The sequence below is a fragment of the Labrenzia sp. OB1 genome, assembly GCF_001624695.1.
GTDB lineage: Bacteria > Pseudomonadota > Alphaproteobacteria > Rhizobiales > Stappiaceae > Roseibium.
In genome coordinates this window covers 79788-105937 of the sequence record NZ_JSEP01000010.1, presented here as the reverse complement: position 1 = coordinate 105937, position 26150 = coordinate 79788, and the positions used below count along the sequence as shown (strand labels likewise).

Annotated in this window: 21 protein-coding genes and 1 pseudogene; 3 read left to right on the top strand and 19 right to left on the bottom strand. The window is 60.3% G+C overall.

What is annotated here, in order from left to right; genetic code table 11:
* Positions 1–2 precede the first annotated feature (2 nt).
* From OA90_RS15045 to OA90_RS15030, 4 genes and pseudogenes are all read right to left on the bottom strand, one after another.
* Positions 3–1126, bottom strand: a pseudogene (locus OA90_RS15045) (ABC transporter permease subunit).
* A 15-nt stretch (positions 1127–1141) separates the two neighbouring features.
* Complete coding sequence (gene oppB, locus OA90_RS15040; RefSeq protein WP_068413334.1) at positions 1142–2065, bottom strand: oligopeptide ABC transporter permease OppB; 924 nt, start codon at positions 2063–2065, stop codon at positions 1142–1144.
* 88 nt (positions 2066–2153) lie between these two features.
* Positions 2154–3740 (bottom strand): peptide ABC transporter substrate-binding protein, encoded by a 1587-nt coding sequence (locus tag OA90_RS15035; protein WP_068413331.1) that lies wholly within the window; start codon positions 3738–3740, stop codon positions 2154–2156.
* Between the two features lie 221 nt (positions 3741–3961).
* Positions 3962–4486 carry a BA14K family protein gene (locus tag OA90_RS15030; protein WP_208986148.1) on the bottom strand — a complete coding sequence of 175 codons (525 nt, stop codon included), beginning with the start codon at positions 4484–4486 and terminating at the stop codon, positions 3962–3964.
* A gap of 217 nt (positions 4487–4703) precedes the next feature.
* Between OA90_RS15030 and OA90_RS15025 the strand changes: the two genes are divergently transcribed.
* Positions 4704–6515 carry an ATP-binding cassette domain-containing protein gene (locus OA90_RS15025; RefSeq protein WP_068413327.1) on the top strand — a complete coding sequence of 604 codons (1812 nt, stop codon included), beginning with the start codon at positions 4704–4706 and terminating at the stop codon, positions 6513–6515.
* A 330-nt stretch (positions 6516–6845) separates the two neighbouring features.
* Here OA90_RS15025 and OA90_RS15020 read toward each other — a convergent pair whose 3' ends face one another.
* From OA90_RS15020 to OA90_RS14985, 7 genes are all read right to left on the bottom strand, one after another.
* On the bottom strand, positions 6846–7910 hold the full coding sequence (locus tag OA90_RS15020; RefSeq protein WP_082837067.1) for a DegT/DnrJ/EryC1/StrS family aminotransferase: 1065 nt from the start codon (positions 7908–7910) through the stop codon (positions 6846–6848).
* Entirely contained in the window at positions 7847–9019 is a 1173-nt protein-coding gene (locus OA90_RS15015) for a hypothetical protein (protein ID WP_208986147.1), read from the bottom strand. The genes OA90_RS15020 and OA90_RS15015 overlap by 64 nt, the downstream gene beginning before the upstream one ends.
* 131 nt (positions 9020–9150) lie before the next feature.
* Positions 9151–9735: a hypothetical protein gene (locus OA90_RS28040; protein ID WP_082837066.1), complete on the bottom strand. Its 585-nt coding sequence runs from the start codon at positions 9733–9735 to the stop codon at positions 9151–9153.
* A gap of 482 nt (positions 9736–10217) precedes the next feature.
* Entirely contained in the window at positions 10218–10814 is a 597-nt protein-coding gene (locus OA90_RS15000) for a GNAT family N-acetyltransferase (RefSeq protein ID WP_068413312.1), read from the bottom strand.
* Positions 10811–11368, bottom strand: a complete 558-nt coding sequence (locus tag OA90_RS14995) for an XRE family transcriptional regulator (protein WP_082837065.1) — start codon at positions 11366–11368, stop codon at positions 10811–10813. The genes OA90_RS15000 and OA90_RS14995 overlap by 4 nt, the downstream gene beginning before the upstream one ends.
* A gap of 435 nt (positions 11369–11803) precedes the next feature.
* On the bottom strand, positions 11804–13066 hold the full coding sequence (gene fabF, locus OA90_RS14990) for a beta-ketoacyl-ACP synthase II (RefSeq protein WP_068413649.1): 1263 nt from the start codon (positions 13064–13066) through the stop codon (positions 11804–11806).
* Positions 13067–13168: 102 nt separating this feature from the next.
* A complete protein-coding gene (locus tag OA90_RS14985) occupies positions 13169–13588 on the bottom strand; it encodes a MarR family winged helix-turn-helix transcriptional regulator (RefSeq protein WP_082837064.1) in 420 nt (139 codons plus the stop codon).
* A gap of 138 nt (positions 13589–13726) precedes the next feature.
* Here OA90_RS14985 and OA90_RS14980 point away from each other — a divergent pair, with 138 nt between their 5' ends.
* On the top strand, positions 13727–14290 hold the full coding sequence (locus OA90_RS14980) for an HdeD family acid-resistance protein (protein ID WP_068413303.1): 564 nt from the start codon (positions 13727–13729) through the stop codon (positions 14288–14290).
* A 265-nt stretch (positions 14291–14555) separates the two neighbouring features.
* Positions 14556–15677, top strand: coding sequence for a TauD/TfdA family dioxygenase (locus OA90_RS14975; RefSeq protein WP_068413646.1), 1122 nt, complete (start codon positions 14556–14558; stop codon positions 15675–15677).
* A gap of 124 nt (positions 15678–15801) precedes the next feature.
* On the opposite strand, the gene OA90_RS14970 is transcribed toward OA90_RS14975, so the two are convergent.
* The 8 genes from OA90_RS14970 to katG form a co-directional block, all read right to left on the bottom strand.
* Complete coding sequence (locus OA90_RS14970; RefSeq protein WP_068413300.1) at positions 15802–16506, bottom strand: 16S rRNA pseudouridine(516) synthase; 705 nt, start codon at positions 16504–16506, stop codon at positions 15802–15804.
* Between the two features lies 1 nt (position 16507).
* Positions 16508–17551, bottom strand: a complete 1044-nt coding sequence (locus tag OA90_RS14965) for a class I SAM-dependent methyltransferase (RefSeq protein WP_068413297.1) — start codon at positions 17549–17551, stop codon at positions 16508–16510.
* A gap of 58 nt (positions 17552–17609) precedes the next feature.
* Positions 17610–18188 carry a GDYXXLXY domain-containing protein gene (locus OA90_RS14960; protein WP_068413294.1) on the bottom strand — a complete coding sequence of 193 codons (579 nt, stop codon included), beginning with the start codon at positions 18186–18188 and terminating at the stop codon, positions 17610–17612.
* On the bottom strand, positions 18185–19546 hold the full coding sequence (locus tag OA90_RS14955; RefSeq protein WP_068413643.1) for a DUF2157 domain-containing protein: 1362 nt from the start codon (positions 19544–19546) through the stop codon (positions 18185–18187). Before OA90_RS14955 ends, OA90_RS14960 begins: the two co-directional genes overlap by 4 nt.
* A 338-nt stretch (positions 19547–19884) precedes the next feature.
* Positions 19885–20268 carry a hypothetical protein gene (locus OA90_RS29515; protein WP_244274638.1) on the bottom strand — a complete coding sequence of 128 codons (384 nt, stop codon included), beginning with the start codon at positions 20266–20268 and terminating at the stop codon, positions 19885–19887.
* Positions 20269–20298: 30 nt separating this feature from the next.
* Entirely contained in the window at positions 20299–22536 is a 2238-nt protein-coding gene (locus OA90_RS14950; protein WP_244274636.1) for a DUF3141 domain-containing protein, read from the bottom strand.
* A 9-nt stretch (positions 22537–22545) separates the two neighbouring features.
* Entirely contained in the window at positions 22546–23310 is a 765-nt protein-coding gene (gene fabI / locus OA90_RS14945) for an enoyl-ACP reductase FabI (RefSeq protein ID WP_068413291.1), read from the bottom strand.
* 453 nt (positions 23311–23763) lie between these two features.
* Positions 23764–25941, bottom strand: a complete 2178-nt coding sequence (katG, locus tag OA90_RS14940; protein ID WP_068413288.1) for a catalase/peroxidase HPI — start codon at positions 25939–25941, stop codon at positions 23764–23766.
* Positions 25942–26150 lie beyond the last annotated feature (209 nt).

Here is a 26150-nt window from a genome sequence, read left to right as displayed (position 1 = left end):
CCTTACCGGTCTTTCGGGTCCAGCGCATCGCGCAGCCCGTCGCCGATGAAGTTCAGCGCGAACAGTGTCGATGTCAGGAAGATGGACGGGAAGATGAGCATCCAGGCGGCCCCTTGCAGGTTGCGCGCGCCTTCGGAAATCAGAACGCCCCAGCTTGTCATCGGCTCCTGGATGCCCAGCCCCAGAAAGGACAGGAAGCTTTCCAGAAGAATGACCTTGGGCACCAGAAGGGTCATGTAGACCACCACCGGGCCAAGGGTGTTCGGAATGATGTGCCGGCGCACGATGCCGCGGTCCGAAACGCCCAGGGCTTCCGCCGCCTGGACGTATTCCTGGCGCTTTATGGTGAGCGTCTGGCCGCGCACGATACGCGCCATGTCAAGCCACTCCACCGCGCCTACCGCTATGAACATCAGGATGAAGTTGCGGCCGAAGAACACCACCAGCATGATCACGAAGAAGATGAAAGGCAGCGAATAGAGGATATCGACGACCCGCATCATCGTCTGATCGATCCGGCCGCCAAGATAGCCGGACGTCGCACCGTAAAGCACGCCGATCGAGATCGCCACGACAGTCGCCAGCAGCCCGATGGTCAGCGACACCCTGCCGGCAATGAACGTCCGGGTCATCATGTCCCGGCCATTGGCGTCGGTCCGAAATAAAAATGCATGAAGTTGATTTCGGCGCTCAGGGTCGCGGATTTGTCGTCCGCAGACACGTCAGTCAGTTCGGCATTCCTGAACAGGTCACTGCGGTCGATGTAGCGTACGGAGCGTGGGTCGATCTCGCGGCTGGAGGTCACCTTGGCGATCACATTGTCGCCGTCGCGCTCATAGCTTTCCACGCTCACCCGCGCCCTGCGGGCAGCGGACAGGAAACCCGGCTCGACTTGGTCGGCGCGCGGATAAGCTTCAAGGCTCGCAGGAACTTTCACGTAGTCGCGGTAGACGGTGTCGAAGTTGTGCGGCGACAGGATCGGTCCGAAGAGGGAAACAAGAGCGATGAAAGCCAGCACGATCAGACTGGCAACCGCTGCGCGGTTCGCCAGAAGGCGGTCCCGGGCATCATCCCACAGCGAGCGGCCCTTGGCGGGCACTTCAGTGTTTGTCACGGTTAGGGTCACGGGGCAGCCTCCTCCTCAATCGTAGCGCACACGCGGATCGAGCAGCGCATAAAGCAGATCCACGATGAGGTTGAAAAGGATGACGAAACAGGCGACGACCACGACAGTTCCCATCACCAGCGTATAGTCGCGGTTGAGGGCGCCCTGCACGAAGTAACGGCCAATGCCCGGAATGCCGAAAATGGTTTCGATCACCACGGAGCCCGTCAGAAGCGCCGCGGCCGCGGGACCGAGATAGGAGACCACAGGCAGGATCGCCCCCCTGAGCGCATGCACCACAACGACCATGAAGCCGGTCAGGCCGTAGGCCCTTGCGGTGCGCACATGGTTGGAGCGCAGAGCTTCGATCATCGAGCCGCGCGTCAGTCTGGCGACCACCGCGATCTGTGGCAACGCCAGCGTGACGACAGGCAGAATGATGTTGACGAACTTGCCGCCGTTCCAGCCACCGACCGGCAGCCAGCCGAGCCAAACGCCGAGAAGCAGCGTGAGGATCGGTGCGACGACGAAATTGGGAACAGTCACGCCGAGGGTCGCGGCAGCCATGACAGCGTAATCGGCCGACTTGTTCTGGCGCAGCGCGGCGAAGACACCCATCGTCCCACCGGCGACCAGCGCCAGACACAGCGCAGACAGGCCCAGCTGGATCGAGATCGGCAGGCTTTGCGCGAACAACTCGTTGATGGTGAAGTCACGGAAATAGAAACTCGGGCCGAAATCCAGCTGCGCGACGCTTTTCAGATAGAGCAGGTACTGGTTCCAGAGCGGTTCGTTGAGGTGGTAGATCTTGTTCAGATTTTCCATCACCTTGGCCTCGAGAGGCCGCTCCAGATCGAACGGACCGCCCGGGGCGATGCGGATCAGAAAGAAGGAGATTGTCACGATCAGAAAGACGGTCGGGATTGCGCCGAGCAATCGACCGAGCACGTAGCGCAGCATAGGTGTCGCCCCTATTGTTCCACGGCGGTCTTGCAACGCCGCCTTGCCGGAACCGGCAGGTTTGGCCTGCCGGTCCGGTCGTGTCAGGTCATTCGGAGATGGTCATCCAGCGGCTCGGGTGGATATTGAGGAGGTTGTCCTCAAATCCCGCGACCTTGTCGGAAACAAGGTTCATTGAGCCGTAGTACATCATCGGAATGAAGGGCAGATCCCGCATGAAGAGCTCCTCGGCCTTTTTCAGGACGTCGGCGCGTTTTTCCAGATCGACCGTCACGGCGGCCTCATCCATCAGCGCGTCATATTCCGGATTGTTGTAGCGGGCGTAGTTGAAGCCGTCATTGTCGCTTTCGACCATGAACAGGAAGTTCTGCGGATCGGAATAGTCACCGATCCAGCCTGCACGGGCAACATCGAAATCCTGACGATCACGCAGCATGGCGTAATGCGTCTTGGTGTCGGTATTGACCAGCGACACGTCGACACCCAGCGGCTTCCACATGTCGGCGACGGCAACGGCCGTGTTCTTGTGGTTTTCGGAGGTGTTGTAGTTGATCGTCAGCTGGAAGGGATTGTCCGGACCGTAACCGGCGTTCTCAAGCAGCTCGAGCGCTTTCTCTTCGCGGTCGATCTGGGACATGTCCTTGTAGTCGGCAAAAGCCGGATCGCCATAGTTGCCGATCCCCGGCGGCACGAAGGAATAACCGGCGACCATTGTGGAGCCCCAGATTTCGTCGGCCAGGAATTCCCGGTCGATGGACATGGACAGGGCCTGGCGGACGTCCGGATTGCTCAGCGCCTCGTCTTCATGGTTCAGGGCGTAGTAGTAGGTGCCAAGATACGGTGCGACGCGGAACTGCTCGCCCAGGTTTTCGCGCATGAAGGCGACCTGTTCGGTCGGTGCATCGTTGTTGGTGTGCAGTTCGCCCGCCTGGAAACGGCGCAGCGCTGCGCCCCGATCCTCGGTCGGATGGAAATAGATCGTGTCGATCGTCACCTTGTCGGCATCATGGAAATGCGGGTTCTTGTCCGCTTTCACATGCGCGTTCGGCACAAACTCGGCCAGAGTGAACGGCCCGTTGGTGACGATGTTTTCCGCCTTGACGAAGTCGGACCCGAATTTCTCAACGGAGGCCGGGTGCACCGGCAGGCCGGTCTGGTGGCCAAGCAGATCAATGAAATAAGGGGTCGGCGCGGCAAGCGAAATTTCCAGCGTGTGATCGTCGAGCGCCTTGACGCCGAGATCTTCCGGCTTCATGTCGCCCTTGTTGACCGCTTCGGCATTGAGGATCGGATAGAGAACGTTGGCGTATTTGGCGCCAGTTTCCGGGGTCATGATACGGCGCAGGGAATAGACGAAATCGCCGGCGACGACCGGGTCGCCGTTGGACCATTTGGCATCGTCACGAAGCGTGAAGGTGTAGACCTTGCCGTCATCGGAGACAGTCCAGTCGCTGGCGACACCCGGAATGATCTTGCCGGCGGCGCTGTAGGCGACGAGGCCTTCGTAAAGATCGCGCAGGATATGCGCTTCATAAGTTGTCGAGGTCTTGTGCTGGTCCAGGGTTTCCGGATCGGCGGTGTTGCCTCGGTGGTAGACCACCTCCGCAGCGGCGGTCAGTGTGGTGGCAGCCATCAGAACGGCTGCAAGCGCGGTGACGCGTATGGACTTGGACATATCGCTCTCCCCTCCAGGGTTATTGTTGACATCCAGGAACGATGGGTCAGAAGATTTCACGCTCTTTACGTGCAATCAAGCATTCTCCAACGACACATTCCGTTCACCCCCCTAAAAAGGCGATGTTATTGCCGCTCTTCCGGGTTAGTGAGAATAATTTTCCCCGCTCCAATCACCTGACTCAGCTTCCCTTCTCAGTTGCAAGTAATTTTATTTCAATTTTAACGACAGAAACGATATTTTCCGCTATAGGCGAGATATGTGCCGGTGTTGGGATTGAAGGACTTGAACTTGCGCGCGCAATAGACCGTCCAGGCTGGCGTGAAGGGAGCCAGTCCGGTCTTGGTGTAGGGAACGCGCGCCGGCTGCCGGCCGCGATACTTTCTGTGCCGGGGCGGATTGACATAGACCCGGGACCGGTAGGGATAAGCGCGCGAGTCATAGGGGTTATAATAATAGGGAGCGCCGTAGGGCCGGTAGGGCGGACCGTAGAAACCAATCGGCCCGTTGAAGTAAGCGCCGCGGAATCCCCGGCTTCCAATTCCGATGCTGAAACCGTTGCCGCTGAAGTAAATTCCGTCGGCCCGAGCCTGGCCCGGCAATGTCAGCGCGGTAAAGCCGGCAATGGCAGCGCAAAGCAGCGCCACTGCGGAAAAAGTCCTGACGAACCGGAACAGGTTCGCCGCTCCGGCCAGGCGCAGGATTTCTCCCGCGGCCTTTTTGATCCGTTTCATCTGATCAGGCATGGTGCTTCCTCCTGACAGCCGGGCTTGCCCCCGGACTGCAAACTGGTGATCGGCCCCTGTCCACGTTCAGGGATCATACCCGATTAATTCGCGAAAATCTCGACGGCCCTGATCAAAAAAACTGGCGCGCGCCACCAACACGCTTGCACGGCTCCGGTCCGGCCAGTACACCGGGCGCCGATCCGATCCGCTTGTCCAAGCCACCAGCAAGGCACTCATGGCCCCGCCCCTTCTCATCCTGCGCGACATTCACCTGACGTTCGGCGGCACGCCGCTCCTCACCGGAGCGGAGCTTTCCGTCTCCGAGGGCGATCGCCTGGGCCTCGTGGGCCGCAACGGTTCCGGCAAATCGACGCTTTTGAAGATCGCAGCCGGCATGGTGGAGATGGATAGCGGCGAGCGGTTCCTCCAGCCGGGCCGCACGCTGCGCTACCTGCCGCAGGATCCGGACCTTTCCGCCTATGCGACCACCCTCGATTACGTCAACGAAGGCCTGACGGAAGGCGACGATCCTTACCGCGGCGCCTATCTGCTGGACGTGCTCGGCCTGACAGGCCAGGAAGACCCGAATTCGCTGTCAGGCGGCGAGGCCCGCCGCGCGGCGCTCGCACGCTGCCTTGCCCCGGAACCTGACATCCTGCTGCTCGACGAGCCGACCAACCACCTGGATCTTCCGGCCATCGAATGGCTGGAAGAGGAACTGAAGAGCCTGAAATCCGCCCTGGTGCTGATTTCCCACGACCGGCGCTTCCTGGAAAACCTATCGCGGGCCACGGTGTGGATCGACAGGGGCACCTGCCGGCGCATGGACAAGGGGTTCGCCCATTTCGAAACCTGGCGCGACGAGGTTTTCGAACAGGAAGAGATCGACCAGCAGAAGCTCGCCCAGAAGATCAAGCGCGAAGAACACTGGATGACTTACGGCGTCACCGCGCGCCGCAAACGCAACATGCGCCGGGTGCGCGAACTGGCGGACCTGCGCAAACAGAAGCGCGAGCATCGCGGCCCGCAAGGCACGGCGAAACTCAGCGCCACGGAGGCCGAGGTTTCCGGCAAGCTGGTGATCGAGGCAAAGGGGATTTCCAAGACCTATGGCACGCGGGAGATCGTCAAGGACTTTTCCACCCGTATCCAGCGCGGTGACCGGGTCGGCTTCGTCGGCCCGAACGGCGCGGGCAAGACCACGCTCTTGAAAATGCTGACCGGCGAGCTTACCCCGGACATCGGATCCATGCGGCTGGGCACCAACCTGGAAATGGTCACGCTCGACCAGAAACGCGAGAATCTCGATCTCGACGACACCCTCTCCTCCGTTCTGACCGGCGGGCGCGGCGACACGGTCGTCATCGGTGCGGAAACCAAACATGTGATGTCCTACATGAAGGACTTCCTGTTTTCGCCGGAACAGGCGCGCACCCCGGTCGGCGCGCTTTCCGGCGGCGAACGCGCCCGCGCCATGCTCGCCCGGGCGCTCGCCAACAGCTCCAACCTGATGGTGCTTGACGAGCCGACCAACGACCTCGACCTGGAGACCCTCGACCTGCTGCAGGAACTTCTGGCGGACTATCCCGGCACCGCGCTGATCGTCTCGCATGACCGCGACTTCCTCGACCGGGTGGCGACCTCCGTCATCGTCGCCGAGGACAACGGCCTGTGGCGCGAATATGCCGGTGGCTATACCGACATGCTCGCCCAGCGCGGCGAAGGCGTCACCGCCCGCAAGATCGACAAGACAGCAGCACCTGCAAAGAGGGAAAAGGCTGCAGCGTCAAACACTTCGGTGCAAAAGCCGCAGCAAAAATCCAAACTCAGCTTCACCCAGCAGCATCTCCTGAAGACGCTGCCCGACCAGATCGAAAAAATTGAAGCAAAGCTTGAAGCCCTTCGCACCGAGATGAACGACCCGCAGCTTTATGTGAAGAACCCCGACAAATTTGCAAAGCTTTCGCAGCAAATCACTGATTTGACGAAAGAAAAGGATTCCGCCGAAGAGCAGTGGCTGGAGCTGGAAATGCTGAACGAGAGCTGAGTTCATGGAAGCGGACCGCTTCCAATAGAGAAAAACTCCAGCATGAGCGCAGTGTTTTGATGTCACCTTGGGGGTGATTCAGGGCGTGTCGCGTTTAGACGGATTCGCCTGTTCTGGAAAACACCCGAGGCAGTGTTTGCATTGCAAATGGGTTCGGGTGGTTTCCTGAATTCAATTGAACGCGACATGCACTAATAAACGCAATCGAATTCAACTCAGGCCATTTCGTCTTCATTTCTGAGTCCGCATCCTAGCGAGCTTCTGGTAAATCAACGGCGCTCAAGAACAACTCTGGCGAATTGATACCAACCACCTAAACTAGGTCCACACTCATTGATGTTGGCATAAGCGCTTTTCGCTGAACAGAGCTGCCACAGAGTTGCATTTCAAAAACAGCGGCCTCAGGTCCAGGAGCCGGACGTCTTCGTTGCAAAGCTGCTTCAGCGGCAACAAGGATGTGTCCAGACGACCCCTGAGCATTGGCAACTCCCACAAGGGTATCGGGTGGGGTTTGTTCGTCTCGAGCCTGTCCTGAGCAGCGATATCGAGGAGTTTCCTTTCCTGCTTCGGAGCACACCGGACCGGAATGACCAATGGCACAGAAGCTCTCACTTTTTTGAACAAGGGAGCTTCAATCAACCCCGCTGCGAAGAGTTTTTCCGTCACACGGTTCACCTGCCTTGTTATCTCAGACCTGGCGTCCATCATCCGGCTCCAGGCCTCCTCAAGCGGTCTGACGGCAAAAGTGGACATTGCGATCGGCATAACCGGTTCCAGGCGCGTGCGCTGCGGGCCGGTCCAGCGATCTGTCAGCCGCTCCACGCGGTCCGCGTTGGCGAACGCGCCCCCTCCCTCGCCCAGACAGACCGGTTTTCCCGATCCGAAGGACGTTATCGTGACCTCCGCCGGCTGAGTGTGGTTAGCAAGGGGCAGCAGTTGAGCAGCGTCTTCAATGATCGCGACGTTTGGAGACAGCGAAGCGCGAAGGCCTGCTATGTCACAGATAAAACCGAACTGGTGCACCGCCAGAACCGCTGACAGGTTGGCGCCCGAGGCAGCTTTTAATGACGATGGCGTTAGCAACATCATGTCATCCACAGGCAGCGCCACCGGAACGCCTCCACATCGAAGAACGGACGCAGCCATTTCGTGACAGCCGAAACTCGGTATCCCGACCCGTTGCCCCTGCCTGAGGCCGATCGAGGCAAGGGCAAGATCCAGGGCCGCCGAACCACTCACCGTCAACGCACCATGACTTTTCCCGAATTCGCCGGCGATTAGCCGGCCAAGAGCGGTTCGCAACGCAGGGCAAGGGGAGCCGCCTTCACTGTTCAGCACGGGCTTGCGCCCAGCATATGCAGCGCAGTTTGTTCCAGCCTGTCCATTGCACGCCATATGGCCGGATAAGCTATGCTGCCAGCCTCATATGCGGCCACACATTCCCAGATATCGCGATAGGCTTGCGTTTCGGGTAACGTCGACAAGTTTGCACCGGGGTCCGGTTGCGCGTAGTCGTGCGTTACATCCGGGTGAAACCCGGCAACGGAGCCAGCAGGACGGCTGAATGTGCCTTCGAGTGCGCAATAGTCCCGCAAACTCCAGGAATAAAGAACCTGATCGAAACTGCCGGCGAAGCGGTATCGACCAAAATCCATGACCTGAAAGCGTTCCGGCTCGTCATCCAGACCGTCGGCAACCTGGACATTCACGCCGTCGAAGATGACGGTGTCCGCGCCGCCACTGTTTTGCAATCCGCCGATCTGGGCCAAATGCCGGAGCTTGAGATCGGATAAGGCAATAGGCTCTCCATCCCGGCTCAAAAGCAGCTGCGTTCCCTGCCTTTCAAGTTTAAAACGCACCGCTCCGCAGGAACTTGCGCTGAGACCGCGGCGGCGCAACAGGGACTCAAAGTCAAGAAGGCGCCCAGCGCGGCGCCGACCGGGGTTTTCAGTCCCCCATTGCCAAGCAGGCCGCGTTTGTGTCCTGCGCAACAGCACCGCGGCTTTCCCATCGGGCCGATGCCCTTTGAAGCGCGCGAAAAAACCCAGATCCAGAATCGCATAACAGGGCAAGACCGCTTCGGAGCGTCTGTCGTGGCGCAATACGGAATTTACGAGTTTCTGGAGAATGACTTCATAGACGGCCTCGCGAAGCGTCAGAAGGCCGTTTGAATGCGGCAGAACCGGATCCTCGTCATTCGGAACGCCACATCCCTTGATGTCGAAAAAAGGGAGCGGACCTGCCGCGTCCGCCACTCCGCCGGGCACTTCAGGTGCAAGAATCGCCGCGCGGCCGTATCGGGGCGGGCGAACGGTTTCAACCGTCTCCGAAGATGTAGAGACAGGATCGTTCACATCTGTCTGCCGCGCCTGGGAGAGGGAAAGGATCGCTCCGTTGTCGATCAGCCACTTATGTAACGCTGGGTCGTCCCTAGTTGCTGTTGAAAGACCGGGTATCGTGTCGCCGTAGTCTGCCGCCAGTGCCTCAGTATCCGCCCAGACCAATCTGGCGCCCCTGATGCGTTGGGCAAACTCCCACGATACAGACTGCCTGTCGAACGCATCCCACTTGTTGACCAGGCTTGTCACAAAGGGAACGGGGCCGTCATTCTTGCCGGCCCCTGCGTGCCGAAGGCCTAGACTACCGGACTTTTGCATTTGTCCTGATCGCAAGCCGTCATTTCCATCGGCGACTTACAATGGTCCTGGTCGCAGGCGGTCATTTCCATCGGAGACTTACACTTGTCCTGATCGCAGGCCGTCATTTCCATAGGAGACTTACACTTGTCTTGGTCGCAAGCCGTCATTTCCATCGGGGACTTACACTTGTCCTGATCACAGGCGGTCATTTCCATCGGAGACTTGCATTTGTCCTGGTCGCAAGCCGACAGCGCATAGCTATGGTCGGCGCCTCTCAGGTCAGATCCGTCCCACTTCGATACGTCCCAACTGGTGAACTTCATGTCGGCATTCAGATCCGCCAGCTTGACCGTTTCAAGATGAAGAGTACGCGTTTCAGGATCGTTGGTCTCAAGCAAAATTTCGTCAACGCCGACGTCGAAATGATCATGGATCAGGCAAAGGCCGAACCGACCAAGGTTGCCATGTTTTTCCATTACACCAACGATGTCCTGCAGAAACGCTTCATCGCCGTGAGCCAACGGTTCGGCATGATCGAAACTCGGCAGGTTTCTTGAAGATAGAGGCTGTACGTCCAACATGATGCGGTCCTCTCAATGTGGCTTGATAGAATTTGCTAAAGTTCCCAGTTTGGTCGCGACCGGTCTTGGGATCGCGCTGAAATTCAATGTCCCAGATCGCTGGCCCATACGCCGGAAGCGAATAATTCGAATACTACCAAAAGTTACATTACGCAACGTAATTCTATCTTTGGTTATCTATGAAATTCAATCGAGTGGTGATCATGCAAATTGGAGATCTCCTCCGTTGCTTGGCCGTGCGGACGTATCCAGCATAAGGAATCGATATAAAATGACTTTAGAATCAAACTGGTATCTGGCGACGCATCTCCGTCCGGAGTTTACTGCACCGAAACACTTGGAATTCAGTTTGCTTCCCGCGTTCCGGAGCCAAACCACGCCTGAGGGGCAACACGACCATCTTCTCCAACACGCCGGAAAATGGCGCCGCCCAGGTCTCGAACCGGGCCTCTGGAGATGAAACCTCGGGACAAGGTCCCGGATCAGGTCCGGGACGGCATAGCGGTACTGGGGGATGCCTTGCGAAGGTCCTTGTAGAACACGGTCGTCGCGTCGAGATGGCCGTGACTGTTGAAGGCGAAATCGGGGATGACGCCGACCTTGCGGAAGCCGCAGGCCGGGTAGAGCTTTTCCGCGCGGTCGCCGGTGACCGTGTCGAGCACCAGCAGCCAGCGCTCCTGCGCGCGGGCAAGGCCGTCAATAGCGGTCATGAGCTTGCGGGCGAGACCTTTTCTGCGGTGGCGGGGGTGGACCATCAGCTTGGCGACTTCGGCCCGGTGGCGGCCGTTGTCCTGGCCGGCCAGCATCAGCATGACGACCCCGGCGATCTCCTCCCCCTCTTTCACGGCCATTAGAAAGGCCTCTCCACTGTTCAGGAGCGGCAGGCGGCTTTGCCAGAAACCTTCAGCGTTTTCCTGAGGCAGAGGCAGAATGAAGCCGATGCCCGCGCCGTCCTCCACACAGGTTCTCAGAAGACTTCCGAGCTGCGTCAGCGCGGCGCGGGCCTCTTCTGGAGACAGCAGGGAAACCGGCGGTTCGGGACGGAATTCAGGCGGGGTCGCGGACGCGGAAGGGGTCATGGGGTGATCACCGTCAGGATATAGCGTGCCGGCGCATCGCCGGAGGCGTGATAGCTGTTGGAGGCATTGAGGTGGAAGCGCAGCGCGTCGCCGGGGGCTAATTCATAGATGTCCGGGCCGAGGGTGAAGCGCAGGCTGCCTTCGAGAAGCACGAGATGGTGTTCAAGATCCGGAATCGGCGGCGCAGCATAGGCGACCGTTGCACCCGCCGGCAGACAGCCCTCGATGACCGAGCCCCTGTAACCGCCCGCGGCGGGTGTCAGCGCCCGGCGCTGGAACCCGGTCTCGGGGTCCTTCCAGATAGTTTGCGAAGCCCTGGGGATGTGACGCTCGGCCAAACCTGACGCCGCGCCGAAAAGCTCGGCCATGGACAGGCCGAAGGCCCCGGCGAGCCTGCCGAGCACATTTGCCGTCGGGCTGGTGTCGCCGCGCTCGATGCGCGACAGCGTCGCCCGGCTGATGCCGGTCTTTTCCGCCAGCTCTTCCAGCGGCCAGCCCCGCGCCCGGCGCAGCTCCGTCAGCCGGCGGGCAAGGTCCTGTTCAAGGTTCGTCATGCAATTTCCCATATTTGAGAATTATCTCATATACAGGAATTGCCGTGTTGCCAAGATTTGTTTTTGACGTGAAACGCGGCCGCCCGCCGCGTCGCTACAGGCTTGTCGCGCTGCTGTCCGATTTGAACGATATTTTTTATGAGGGAACCTGCGGCTTGCGCCCCTCTCCCCCCTTGAGGGGGAGATGTCTCCGTCAGGAGACAGAGGGGGGGGGTAGGCCTCTCGGAAGAGTTCGGCACTTCCGGAATTCGCCGCGCCGCTTCCCGCCTCTGTCAGCAAAGCCGACATCTCCCCCTCAAGGGGGAGAGGGGTGGAGGACGAAGTTCTGCCTTAAACATCAGACACCGCGGGGAGCAGAAACGCTTTGCTTCTCTGCCCCCAGCAGCTGTCCGAGAAGGCTGTTCCGGACACAAGGGATGACGAGATCAGCCCCGGTCAGATCTTCGAGAACACCGCGCTGGCATTCACACCGCCGAAGCCGAAGCCGTTGGTGAGGACGTGGGAGACCTCGCGGGAGATGGCCTTGCCGGGGATCATCTCGAAGCGCGCCATTGCCTCGTCGGGGTTTTCAAGGTTGCGCGAGGGCGGCAGCATGCCGCTTGTCAGTGCCTTGACGCAGGCAATCGCCTCCACCGCACCGGCGGCGCCCAGCAGGTGGCCGAACATGGATTTGGACGAGGAGACAGCCAGATCCTTGCCGCGCTCGGCGAACACCGTCATCAGGGCAGCGATTTCGGCGGCATCCCCCACCGGTGTGGAGGTGGAATGGGCGTTGACATAGCCGATATCCGCCGGCGTGAGGCCGGACGTCGCAAGTGCCTGGCGGATGGCCCGCAGGCCGCCCTCCCCGTCCGCCGGCGAGGCGGTGACGTGATGGGCGTCGGCGCTGGTGCCGTAGCCGGCCAGTTCCGCCAGAATGGTCGCGCCGCGGGCCCTGGCGTGTTCAAGTTCCTCCAGAATGAGAATTCCGGCGCCCTCGCCCATGATGAAACCGTCTCTGTCCTGATCGAAAGGCCGCGAGGCATGGGCCGGGTCGTCATTGCGTTTGGAGGACATTGCCTTGGCGGCGCAGAACCCGGCATAGGAGACCTTGTCGATGCAGGCCTCCGCCCCGCCGGCCACCATGACTTCAGCTTCGCCCGCGCGGATGATCCGCGCGGCGTCGCCAAGTGCCTGCAGGCTGGCGGCGCAGGCTGTCACCGGCGCGCCGAGCGGACCCTTGAGGCCATGCCGGATGGAGACCTGACCCGCGGCCAGATTGGCGAGGAAGGACGGCACCAGGAAAGGCGACGCCCTGCGCGGGCCTTTTTCATCCACGAGGCGCGTTCCGGCGGTCATAGCGGGGAACCCGCCGACACCGGTTCCGATGATGGTGCCGGTTCGTTCCTTTTCCCGGTCGCTCTTCGGGGCCCATCCGGCGTTTTCCAGAGCTTCCTGCGCGGCGCCCATGGCGAGGTGAATGAACCGGTCGGAGCGGCGCTGTTCGCGCGGGTCCATCACCGCATCGACATCAAAGCCGTGCTCGTCTTCTTCCCTGGTCGGCACTTCACCCGCGACCTGGCAGGCAAGTTCGCCGGCGTCGAACCGGGTGATGCTGCGAATGCCGTTCGCCCCATCGCTGACCCGCTTCCAGAACGCCTCCACGCCGGTTCCGACCGGTGAAACGACCCCCATTCCCGTCACTACTACACGCCGCATTTTCAACCTCATCAAGTTTGCGTCCGGCCTTCACTCAGCCGGCAGATAATGTCTGTTCAGGCAAATTGCCAGGGTGTTCAGCCAAAGCATGAAACCCCTCGATCAGATTTGCGAAAGTCTTTTCAACGCACTGATCGTCTTGAGGAATTCCTCACTGCCCAGATGCTCCTTCACATCGTTTTGCGCCTGTCGCCAAAGCGGCATGGCATCTTCCAGCAATGCCGCGCCGCGCTCCGTCAACTGGTGGCACTTGCCTCTGGTCTTTCCGGAAAGCGAAGATCTTACGAAGCCTTTCCTCTCCAGAAGCGCGAGATTGCGCACCAGCGTGGTCCGCTCCATGGAGAGCCGGTCCGCCAGTTCGCCGGTGCTCCTGCGCTCCATTTGGGCAATCGCCGCGAGGACCGAAAACTGTGCCGCCGTTATGCCCATGCTGCGTGCCAGCCGGTCATAGTGCCGGCTGACCGCGCGAGCGGCCTTCCGGGCGTTGTCCAGCACGCAGAGCGACAGGTCGTCTTTTTCCATGCCCTCTTGTGTGCATATACACACCATATGTCAACCTGCTGTTTCGAAAGCGAACCTTGCAGGAATTGCCAAGTCCATTTAGCGTCGGCCCCCGACTCGGTTACATTTGCGCAAAACAACCGAAGTGAGGAGATCGATATGTCAGATGCGGTACAGGCAATGGAAGATATGAAAGCGAAGATCCAGGAGAACTGGGGCTGGTTCCTGGCGCTCGGGATCGCCCTTGTCATCGGCGGCCTGATCCTGATCGCCGCCCCCCTTGCGACGTCCATCGCCGTGACGATCCTGATCGCCGTCATCCTGTTTGTCGGCGGGCTGGTGCAGATCTACAACGCGTTCAAGACCAAGGGCACCTCGAGTTTCTTCTGGCATCTCATCACCGGCATCATCGCCGTGATCGGCGGTATCGTGATCTATGTGAACCCGCTGGCCGGAACCTTCGCGCTGACGCTGGTGATCGCGGCGATCTTTATCGCCCAGGGAATCAGCCAGATCCTGATGGCCTTCAAGCTGCGTCCCCACGAGGGCTGGGTGTGGGTGCTGATCGCAGGTATCGTCTCGCTGGCGGCCGGTGTCATGATCTGGATGGACCTGCCAAGCTCCGCCGCATGGGCGCTTGGCCTGATCGCCGGGATCTCGGTGCTCGTGAACGGCTGGAGTTACATCGCTATTGCTCTGGCGGCGCGGGCGGCAAAACCCTGATACGGCGACGTCCCGATAAAAGAAGTTCTTTCCCACCCGGCAGATTTCCTTTTGCCGGGTGGTTTTTTTGAGGTATTTTTTCAAAGACGTTCCACAGCACGCAGTGCTTTGCCAAAGGGCTTGGCCGGATGTTCGCAATCCTCGGGCGCAATCCCGGAAATCCGCATAACAAAGCCTATTGGTGGTGGCCGCCCCCCGCCAGCCGTTGATGCGCGCGCCTTCGGGCGTGTTCCCTCTTTCCAACGACATCAACGGACGATTTCATATGACACAGCTCGACCTGCGCGGTGATGACCGCGTGCTTCATGTTGCCTGGCCGGACGGGACCAGCGCCGATTTTCCTTTCCTCTGGCTCAGGGACAACTGCCCGAGCGGTTTTCACCCGCAGACCCAGGAACGGGAATTCGATCTGACCGGCATCCCGGCCAACATCGCAGTCACTCAAGCTAGCGTGGACGACGGCTCGATCGTCCTGACCTGGGATGACGACGGTCACGTCAGCCGCTATGACCCGGCGTGGCTGCATGGCCACCGGCCCGGCATCGGTCTTGCGGACCCCGCCCGCATCGAGCCGGTTCTGTGGCGCGGCGACCTTGCGCCGGAGAGCCTGCCGCGCGCCTCGGCGGACAGTCTGATGTCCAGGGACGATGCCCTGCTGGAGTTCCTGATCGAAACCAAAAAGACCGGTCTTGCCATTGTCGACGGCATGGCGAATGACGAGGACGCCGGCATGGCCATGGCACGGCGGGTCGGGTTTCTGCGCGAGACCAATTTCGGTACCACATTCGAAGTGATGTCGAAGCCGAACCCCAACAATCTCGCCTATACGTCGCACGCCCTGCCGCTGCACACCGACCTTGCCAACCAGGAGCTGCCACCGGGCTTTCAGTTCCTGCATTTCCTCGCCAATGAAGCACAGGGAGGCGGATCGACGTTCTGTGACGGGTTCGCCGTCGCGAACGATCTCCGGGAAGATGACCCGGAAGCCTTCGAACTACTGTCGGTGACACCCGTGCCGTTCCGGTTTCAGGATGAGGATTACGACATCCGCCGCCATCAATTGGTGATCGACCTCGACCCTTTCGGAAACCTGCAGGAGCTGCATTTCAACGCCCATCTGGCCGGGATCTTCGACCTGCCGGCAGATCGGATGGAGGCCTACTACCGGGCCTACAGAAAAATCATGCAGATGACCCGGTCGAAAAGCCACGTGATGACGACACGCCTTGAGAGCGGCGAGATGGTCATCTTCGACAACCGGCGGGTTCTGCACGGGCGGACCGCGTTCGACCCGAACACCGGCTTCCGCCACCTGCGCGGCTGCTACGTGGACCGCGGCGAATTCGACAGCCGCATCCGCGTGCTCAGCCGAAAGAAAACGGGATAGCAACGCAGGAACCTTTTGCCCAGTGGACCCACCTGCTGTCCCGGCCTTGAGCCGGGACCATCACCAAGACCCCGGCTCAAGGCCGGGGTTGCGCACCGCTAAATTGCGGGTGCGTTCAAGAAACTCATTCGGCGGTGAAAATCAGCGCCTTCTCGTCTTCCGACAGAACCTTCCAGCAGCCTTCTTCCAGACCGTCAAGGCCAAGCGCGCCGATGCGGCTGCGGGCGAGCGCAGTGACGTGATTGCCGGTTGCGGCAAACATGCGCCGGGCCTGATGATAGCGGCCCTCGTGCAGGGTCAGGCGGGCATGGGTTTCGTCCAGCACCTCAAGGCCCGCAGGTTTCAAGGGCTTGACCTCGCTTTCCAGCATCATCCCGCCCGAAGCAAACAGCGTGGCTTCGTCGCCCTTCATAGGGCGGTCCAGCGTGACCTCATAGACCTTCGGGACTTCCGCCTTGGGAGAAATCACCTTGTGCAGGAACGTTCCGTCATCGGTAAAAAGCAGCGCACCGGCGGTTTCCTTGTCGAGGCGGCCGATGGTGGACAGCACCGGCTTGCGCATGCGGAACCGGTCCGGCAGGAGATCATAGACCAGCCGCCCGTGATCCTTGACGGAGCAGGTATAGCCGAGCGGTTTGTTCATCAGCAGGACCACGCCTTGAGCTGGATCGAGCGGCTCGTCGTCGAAGAGAATGTCATCATGCGCAGCCGGGCTGTCCGCCTTCAGCCGGTTTCCTTCGCGGTCGGTCACCCAGCCGTTGCGGATCGCGGTCTGCATTTCCTTGCGGCTGCCATAGCCGAGATTGGCGAGAAGCTTTACCAGCCGCATCCTAGCGCCCTCCCTTCGCCTTGACCGCCCTGATCACCTTGTAACCGCCCTCGTCGGCCAGTTGGGTGATGTTGGCGAAGACTTCACCAAGCGTCTTCTCGTAGGGCAGATGCCGGTTGGCGACCATGTAGAAATCGCCACCGGGCCTGAGACCGGCTGCGGCAGCACGGATGAAACCCTGGCCGACGTCTGTACGCTCGGCCCTGCCCGCCTGATGGAACGGCGGGTTGGAGACGATGAAATCATAAGGCCCCTCGATGCCCCTGGTCACATCGGACCAGATGCCGGTCATCGGCTTTTGCCCCTTGAAGGCCGCAAGGTTCTGTTCCGCCAGATCGAGCGCGCGTTTTTCGGCCTCATAAAGATCCAGGGAGGTAACTTTCGGAGCTTTTTCAAGAACAGCGCGGGCAAGGTAGCCGAAGCCGGCGCCCAGATCGGCGCCGCGTCCCTTCAGGGTTTCCGGCAACAGGCCGGCCAGCAGTTTCGATGCCGGATCGATCCGGTCCCAGGCGAAAATACCGGGTCGGCTGATATAGCTGCCCTCCAGAACCTGCCGCGGCGCATCGAGCCCCCGCCAGTCTTCCAGAAGGTCCCTGTTCACGGCATCCGCCGCGACACGATGCCAGACAACGCGGCACTTGTTCTTGGAGAGCTTTTCCGATCCGCCCATGAGGTCGGCCAGATCGCTTTCCAGGGTCTTCGCGCCTTCCGTGTTGGGTGCGCAGGCGATGAACAGCCCGCCTTCTCTCGCGCTGGAAACAGCCTTCGCAAGTTGCGCCCGGGCCTCCTGGCGCTGGCGTCCGGGCAGAAGCAGCACCGCGTCGAAGCCGTCCTCGTCCGTTTCAGCTTCCACACGGAAACCCGCTTTCATCAGGGCATCCCGGTCCGGCGCGAAACTCTGGACGCACAGCGTCTCAAGGTCCTGCAAAGCGGCGAGCGCCCGGCCCGCGCGGGCGCGCAGGAACAGGACCTTCGAGCCGGCGGCAAGCTCAACGGCTTCGGTTTCTAAAGGCAGCAAAAGCGTTTCGAGCGCTGGATCGGACATTTCATACCCTGGACGGAGGAAAGAGCTGCAGCGCTCATACCGCCAGACGAGGCATCCGTCAAAATATGCTGTCGGAGCGGAAGGCTTTTCCGTCGACAAGCAGAGTCAGCGGCAGGGATCGCCCGTCTTCGGCGATAGAGACTTCCAGAAGCACGCGTTTCGTGTCCAGCCGTTCGATGACCCGGCCCTCGCCTTCCGGCAAAAAGAATGCGTCGATGCCGTAATCGATGCGAAGGGTTTCTCCAGTCGCGCTCCGAACCGTCCCGGCAATCGCCAATGGGCCTGCGCTGTCCCGGCTCTTTGCAAGGAGGACAGGGCGTGCAATGCCGCCGTCGTCCGCCGAAAGCCCGACATAGACCCTGTCGCCGGATCGCAATCCGTCGCTCCCCGGAAGATCTGTTGAAACGCTGGTGATTGCGAGATTGATGACGACATAGTCACCGCGCAGGAGGTCGCGCGGATCGACCGGAACGGTTTCCAGTTGAACGACCTTACCCGTGAACTGGACCTGGAGGCGATCGACAAGGGGAATGGAAATCAGGGCGAGCTGAATGAGCGCAAGCAGCCCCCAGCGCAGGTAGATCGCGCGAATGGAAAACAGCTTGGTTGAAGGGATCGCATCGGCAGACTGTGTCATGAGCGGGTCTCCCGGGCGTTCTCCGGGCTCTCGGGAAGGGTCTGCTTCTTGCGGAATACCCGTGCAAGCCAGATCGCCATGGCGAGCAGAAGAAGGCCGGCAACCAGGAAGAACAGCGACTGGCCGAGCAGCGATCCGACCGTGACCTGCAACAGCCAGAGAGCAACCGCCGTCAGGCCGAGATAGGCACACAGCATCCAGAAGCGGTTGTTGTACCATGTCCCAAGCGCGCAAAGTGCGGTCAGCGCCGCCAGGCACATTGCGGCACGGATCGGGACATTGGCCGTTGCAAGAGGCACCAGAAGTGTCAGGAGTGAGAGCCCGGCCACCGCGAACAGCGCCATGGATTTCGCGGACTTGAAGGACAACAGCAGCCCCGTGCCACACAGGAAAACCGCCAGCCCCAGAGGCACCAGGCCCGGTATGGCCATCAAGCCGAGCGAATAGTGGTTGCCGTGGAATTCGGGTTCAAGAACCAGACAGAGCACAATCAGTGCGCAGAGCACCAGAAGACCGGCGTCCTGCAGCGAACGTGTCATCAGCCAGTGACCATGGCGGCGCTCAGGCCTGCCGCTGGACCACTTGACGAACAGGTCCGCAACGGCGTCGAGCTGCAACAGAATGGCGGCAAGCCCGCCCGCGCCGGCCAATGCCATGGCCGAAACGGCATCGTCCCCGCCACCCAACAGATCCGCGGTATCGCCAAACCAGCGGCCATAGGCCACCCAAAGCAGGCTGATTGCCGCCCAGCGCGACAGACGGGCCGGGTAAACGACAGCGTGGGCGGCGACGGCCACAAGAAACACCAGCCCGATGAGGTCCTGCAGCGGATCGGGCGCACCGATATCAGACCGGGTCACCTGCCAGATGACAGCCGCGACGCAAGCGACGACGAGTGCGGTTTTCGATCCGGTCAGCCAGGCGGCGGCAAGGCCCCCGACAACAACCAGAAAAGCCCCACCAGCCCAGTCGGACGGCAAATGGAATATCTGGCCGACAAGTGCCATGCCGCCGACGAACACAAGCGTTGCGAATCCGGTTGCCAGGTCCGATATGCCCTTTCGGTCTTTCACGGCAGCGACGGCCGCCAGCCAGTGGCTGCCGGCGACCAGAGCGGCAATTCCCGCGAGCTTCACGAATTTCGGGATCGCGTCCCAGTTCGCCGCGATAAAGGCAAACACCGCAAGAGCGACGCACACCATGCCGATGCCCGCAAGAGCCATCGGCAACCGCGAGCGGCCATCGTCGCGCTCCTGATCCCGGAGAATGGCTGACGCGCCTTCGGAGGTTACCCAGCCGTTCGCGGCCCATATTTCCAGATCGTCTTTCAGGCGTTTCTTGTAGGCCCAGTCAAACATGCAGGATGGTTCCGCCTTGATGTGGCACTTCGGTCGGTTTTCACCTTTGGCCAATTGGTGCGTGTGGCGCAATACCGATATAGCGGTTTTCCGTCCGCAACGGACTTGCCGTGCCCGGTGTTCTTGCTATTCTGACATAGCTAATTTTTGTCGTGGCCTGAACAGATGGGCTGATAGCCATATCGCACCCTGCCAAATAAGCCGGAAAACGAAATTTTTTCCAGATCAGAGCCTAACTCCAATAAAATCCAGAGGGGCTCTGGGGACGTTCGAGAGGCCCGGACGTCCCGCTTTTCCTTGTTCGGCCGCCCCATTCGCAAGGCCTTGTTCGCCACGTCCTATTCGGCCGGTTCTTCGGAAGTCTTTGCCGGTTTGCGCAAGGCAGCCGATTTGGCGGTTGCCGGCCTGGTGGTCTTGCGAACAGACGCCTTGCAGCCGGCAGGTTTGCGGGGTGACCTTTTTTCAGGTGCAGGAGACGTGGAAACCACCTTCTCTTCCATAAGGGCGGCCGCCTCGTCCATGAACTTGCCGTGTGTATCTTCGCTCTGCCGATCCGGCAGGCGTACCGTCTGCGCACCGCCGTTCGGGCCCGCTGACAGGAGCGGATCCTCGGTGATGTCTCCCGAGACGGGCGGAAGGCCCAAGACTTGATTGAACGTTTTCAGCAATTCAAGCGTATGGGGTGCCATCTCTTCGATGATCCCCGGCACGTAACGCACCACCTTTGACGCCAGTTCACGGTCTTCCCTCGTTCAGAGAAGTTTGGGCAGGGCTTCGATTGCCTGATCGCGGGCAAATTCCACGATCAGGGTCTGCTCGCGGAGCATGAAACTGCGTTCATCCGGCGTCAGCGACTTGAACGGCTCGTCCTGGTTCAGTACCCGGGCGGAGCGTTCCAGCCGGTCGCGGCGAACCGTGCCACGGCTTTCGGCCAGAAGGATCAGCATACGGATCACCGCTTCGCAGAACCCGCCTTCCTCCATATGCATCAGCGCGGCCTGCACCGGCGGCAGACTGCGCATTTCGTCCTTGCCTTTCAGTGTCCTGCCCGGCTGCCTGGGACGGCCGAACCAGCGCATATAGGGTGAACCCCAGATGGTGAAAAAGAGAGTCTCGTACATCGTGTCGCGCAGATCCCGATAGAGATCCATCGATTGCTCCACCAGCGCCGCGTTGACATGCTGAAGTTCGACGAACGGATTGTCCGGAGCGGCGGGCGTTCTTTGCTCACGTGCACGCTCGGCCCAGCCCGGCAACGCGCTCAGGAAAGGATTGAGACTTGAAAACGAAGCCCGCTGAACCCTCAGCGAATGCGTCTTGCGGCGCAGATCGGCGCTCTGTTCGGTGACCCCTGCCTGAACGAAAGGCCGGACGCACACATCGTAGAATTCGGCCTGCTGTTCAGATGCCCGGGCGACGGCGGCAAAGGGGATTTCATCGTCCCGACCATCGTCAATCAGCTTCAGGTCGTCCATCGTGCGTTCATGGAAGCTGACCGTGAATTCGCGCTCCAGGAGATCGCCTTCGTAATCGTCGATGGTCATTTCATATAGACCCGGAGCCAGCGCTTCGATGGTTTTCAGGGTCGATGTGACTTCGGTGTGTTCCTTTTTGGCGATTTTCGACGATACGAAGATGCCGAGATGTCCGACCTGATCGTGGATCATGTAGATGATCCGCTGCCCCCGGATGGCGATTTCCCGCTCGTCCGTATAGGTGTCCATGATCCAGTTGATTGCCTGCTGCGGCGGAGTGATGTTGTCGCCCCAACTGGCAAAGACGATGATGGGCGCACGAATCTGCCTGATGTCGATATTGACACCCGGTTCAAGCTGGGCCTCGTTCTTGGACAGCCGGTTGCCGACGAAGAGCTGTTCGACAATCCACTTCATTTCAGCTTCATTCAGGAGGAAGTAACCGCCCCACCAGCGTTCGAACTCGAGGAACCGGTCCGGCTCGGTGTCGACCTTGGCATAGAGGTCGTAGTACTTGCCGAAGTAATTGCGCGCCGGGTTCAGCATTTCAAAATTCTGGACGATGTCAGCCCCGTCGAAGACACCGTGTCCGAGGTCGGAATAATACATCGCGTTCCAGGTTCCGCCCAGAACGCCCGCATTGTAGCGCATCGGGTTTTCTCCCACCCGGCCGGACCAGGTCGATACCGGAGCGCCATTCAGCAGGATCGGTCCCGTCAGGTCCGGGTTCATTGCCGCCAGGATCAGGGTTGCCCAGCCACCCTGACAGTTGCCGGTGATAGTGGGATGTGGCGCCTCCGGGTGCAGTTCCATCACCTTGCGGACGAATGCCGCTTCGGAACGGGTGACATCTGCCAGGGTCTGACCTTTTTCCGGCATCCGGCTGAAAGCGACGAAATAGACCGGATGACCGTCACGCAAGGCGACGCCAACCTGACTGTCCGGCTTGAACCCACCGATGCCGGAGCCGTGGCCCGCACGCGGATCGATGATGATATAGGGCCGTTTCCAGGGCTTGTGCTCCCGGCAGTATGCATCCCTGGGAGGTACGATCTTCAGCAGACTATAGCAGCTCGGGTGCGGCAGATCCGCTCCGTCGAGGACCACGTCATAATCGTATTTGAGAACCGGCGGACATCCCGCCTCCTCGTGCTCGAGAAAATTGTCGCCGCGCTGGCGCAGGGTGTCCATCGTCAGGACCATGCGCTGGGAGGCATCCTTCCAGTAGTCTTCCCAGGCACCGAAAAGCCCTCCGGCTTTCTGGGTCCGGCCCATGCTTTCCATGGCCTGGTTGAAGTCCCACAGGCTTTTCTGCCAGCGTTCCTTATGGGTTTCGGTGATCTTGGTCAGATTTTTGCCCAGCCCACGGCCCATCAGTTCCGCAAGATTGGACAGTTCCGTGGCCTGGGCCTGCAGCGCCGTGAAGCGCGCGGATGGTGTCCATGCGGTGCTGTCATTGAGCGCATTCAAAAATTCGTTGTGGCCTTTTTCGAAAGCGTCGAACATGTCCTTCATCGGGACCTCCTATCCAAGAATGCTGTAACCGCCGTCGATCGGATGAACGACGCCGGTAACATTGAAAGCCTCCCGGCTGGCAAGAAACGCCGCATAGGCGCCAACATCGTCAATCGTTGCGAGTTGATGGGTCGGCGCGCGTTCGGCGGCGTCGTTGAGCAGCGCGTCGAACGCCGCAATTCCCGAGGCGGCGCGTGTCTTAAGCGGTCCCGGCGACAGGGCATGAACGGATATGCCTTTTGGCCCGAGTTCCACCGCTGCGGAGCGGGTCACGGCTTCAAGCGCTGCCTTGACCGGTCCCATCACGCCGTAGTTGTCGACCACCTTCTGCGCGCCCATGAAGGAAACCGTCATACAGGTGCCGCCATGGCTCATGAGAGGCTCCGCCTTGCCGATCATGCGCAGGAAGGAATGCACGGAAATGTCCATCGCTTCACCGAAGCCATCGGCGGAGCAATCGATCACCCGGCCGTGGAGGTCTTCCTTCCTGGAATAGGCAATGGAATGCAGCAGCGTATCCAGCCTTCCCCATTTTTCCGTGATTTGCGCAAACAGCGCATCGAGTTGAGCTGCATCGCGCACATCCAGCGGCGCGATGATCTCCGCTCCCAGCGCCTCGGCCAACGGACGGACATGAGGTTCGGCTTTTTCATTCAGGTAAGTCACGGCGAGATCGGCGCCCTGTGCCCTGAAAGCCCTCGCGCAGCCGTAAGCAATGGACTGATCGTTGGCGATCCCGACAACCAGGGCTTTTTGACCCGTCAAATCGAACATTCGCATTCTGCTCCAAAACCGCTCGGCAGGCCTCAGGGCCAGCCCTGCCTCAGGCGATTGCAAACACAACCCAAGGTCGGTTTGCAGTGCAGCATGATCCTTATGTCGGAACAATGACCTTTTTGAGAAATACGGAATAGTCCTGATGCCGGACCCTTGCTGCATCGCAAACAAATTGCCCTGTACCGGCATAGTTCTGACAGGTATCGCTTGCTAACCGGCCGCTGCGATTTGCGGCTTGCCGGCTTGTCGAATGCCACACCTGGCACAGAAGCCACTCAGGGAAAGGCGCCGGACGTTCGGAGCGCTGCAGTGACCGGGAAAGTTCAGGGGATTGAGAGCCTTGCACCGAAATTTGGCCGAGCCATGTGAAGACGGATTGAAGGTTTTTCAAAAAAAACGGCGCTCCGGAGGTTCGGAGCGCCGTTTCGAATTTTACCGGAATGACTGCTGTCAGTTCAGGTCGAACCGGTCCGCGTTCATGACTTTCGTCCAGGCGGCAACGAAGTCCTTGACGAACTTCTCCCTGTTATCGTCCTGGGCATAGACCTCGGCATAGGCGCGCAGGATCGAGTTGGAGCCGAACACCAGGTCCGCGCTGGTTGCTGTCCACTCCAGGGTGTTCAGCTTGCGGTCACGGATTTCATAGACGCCGTCCGCGACAGGAAGCCAGTTGTACTTCATGTCGGTCAGGTTGACGAAGAAGTCCGTTGTAAGAGCCCCTTCGCGATCCGTGAAGACACCGTGCTTGCTGCCGCCGTGATTGGCGCCCAGCACACGCATGCCTCCCACCAGAGCTGTCATTTCCTGAGCGGTGACACCCAGAAGCTGCGCCCGGTCGAGCATCATCTCTTCCGCGCTGACAGCGTATTTTTCCTTCTGCCAGTTGCGGAAGCCGTCTGCGAGCGGTTCCATCACATCGAAGGATTCCGCATCCGTCTGTTCATCCGTTGCATCGCCCCGGCCCGGTGCGAACGGAACCGCCACGTTGAAGCGCGCCGCCTTGATGGCCTGCTCCAGTCCGACGTTGCCGGCCAGAACGATAACATCCGCGACAGATGCGCCGGTTTCCGCCGCAATCGGCATCAGCTTGCCGAGCACCTTGGCGAGTTGTTCCGGCTCATTGCCTTCCCAGTCCTTTTGCGGAGCCAGACGGATCCGCGCTCCATTGGCGCCACCGCGCTTGTCGGACCCACGGAAAGTACGGGCACTGTCCCATGCGGTTGCGATCATTTCCGAAACGGACAGACCGCTTGCAGCGATTTTCGCCTTTACGGCATCGACGTCGTAGGACGTGGAGCCCGCAGGGATCGGGTCCTGCCAGATCAGGTCTTCGGCCGGGACGTCCGGGCCGATGTAGTTGACCTTCGGGCCCATGTCACGGTGGGTCAGCTTGAACCAGGCGCGGGCGAAAGCATCGCGGAAATACGCCTCGTCGGCCATGAACTTGCGGCAGATCTCGTTGTAGACCGGATCCACCTTCATGCCCATGTCGGCATCGGTCATCATCGGACTGCGGTGGACGGACGGGTCTGTCGCGTCGACGGGCTTCTTGTCCTCCGGCATGTTCACCGGTTGCCATTGATTGGCACCGGCGGGCGATTTCTTCAGCTCCCAATCGTAATTGAAGAGGTAGTCGAAATAGCCCATGTCGAACTGGATCGGGAATTGCGTCCAGGCGCCCTCGATGCCCGAGGTGAAGGCGTTCGTAGCCTTTGCGTCCTGGCCCGGGTTGGCCCAGCCGAAACCCTGTGCCTCGACGCCGCCGGCCTCGGGCTCGACACCGATGTTCTCAAAGGCCTTCTGACCGCCGCCGTGGGCTTTGCCGACCGTATGGCCGCCGCAGGTGAGCGCCGCGGTCTCTTCGTCGTTCATCGCCATGCGGCGGAAGGTCTCGCGGACTTGCATGGCGGTGTTGGCCGGGTCCGGCTTGCCATCGATGCCTTCCGGGTTGACGTAGATCAGGCCCATGTGCACAGCAGCCAGGGGGTTCTCGAGGCTGGCAGCGTCGTCGGTGCTCTCAAAACGGCCTTCGGCCGGAGCCAGCCATTCCTTTTCAGAGCCCCAGTAAACATCGGTTTCCGGACCCCAGATGTCCTCGCGGCCGAAGCCGAAGCCGAAGGTTTTGAAGCCCATGGACTCATAGGCCATGTTGCCGGCCAGAATGATCAGGTCGGCCCAGGACAGGGCATTGCCGTATTTCTTCTTTACCGGCCACAGCAAGCGGCGGGCCTTGTCGAGGCTGGCGTTGTCCGGCCAGGAGTTCAGCGGCGCGAACCGGATGTTCCCGGAACCGGCGCCGCCGCGACCGTCCTGCATGCGGTAAGACCCGGCAGAATGCCATGCCAGACGGATCATCAGGCCGCCATAATGGCCCCAGTCGGCCGGCCACCAGTCCTGGCTTTCGGTCATCAGCGCGCGGACGTCGGCCTTGACCGCTTCATGGTCGAGGCTCTTGACGGCTTCCTTGTAGTCGAAGTCCGGATCCATCGGGTTGGTGCGCGCACCGTGCTGGTGCAGGATGTCGAGGTTCAGTGCATTCGGCCACCATTTGGTGACCGGCTTGTCCATTGCGGTGTTGCCGCCGTGCATGACCGGACAACCGCCTGTCTTTTCCACCTTAGCGTCCATTTACCTCTCCAGTTCAGTTTACGGTGCCAGGCACCAATCCTTGCATCGCTGGAATCAGCCGTTTGACCACATGGAGTTGACCCTCAATGAGGCGCTCCGGCGGTTTCTGTTCTGACGAAAGACCAACGAATTTCAAATTTCGGATGGAAGAGGCCCAAATTTCTGCCGCCGGCGAACCGGCGACCGCATCCTTTCAGCCTATCCTGAAA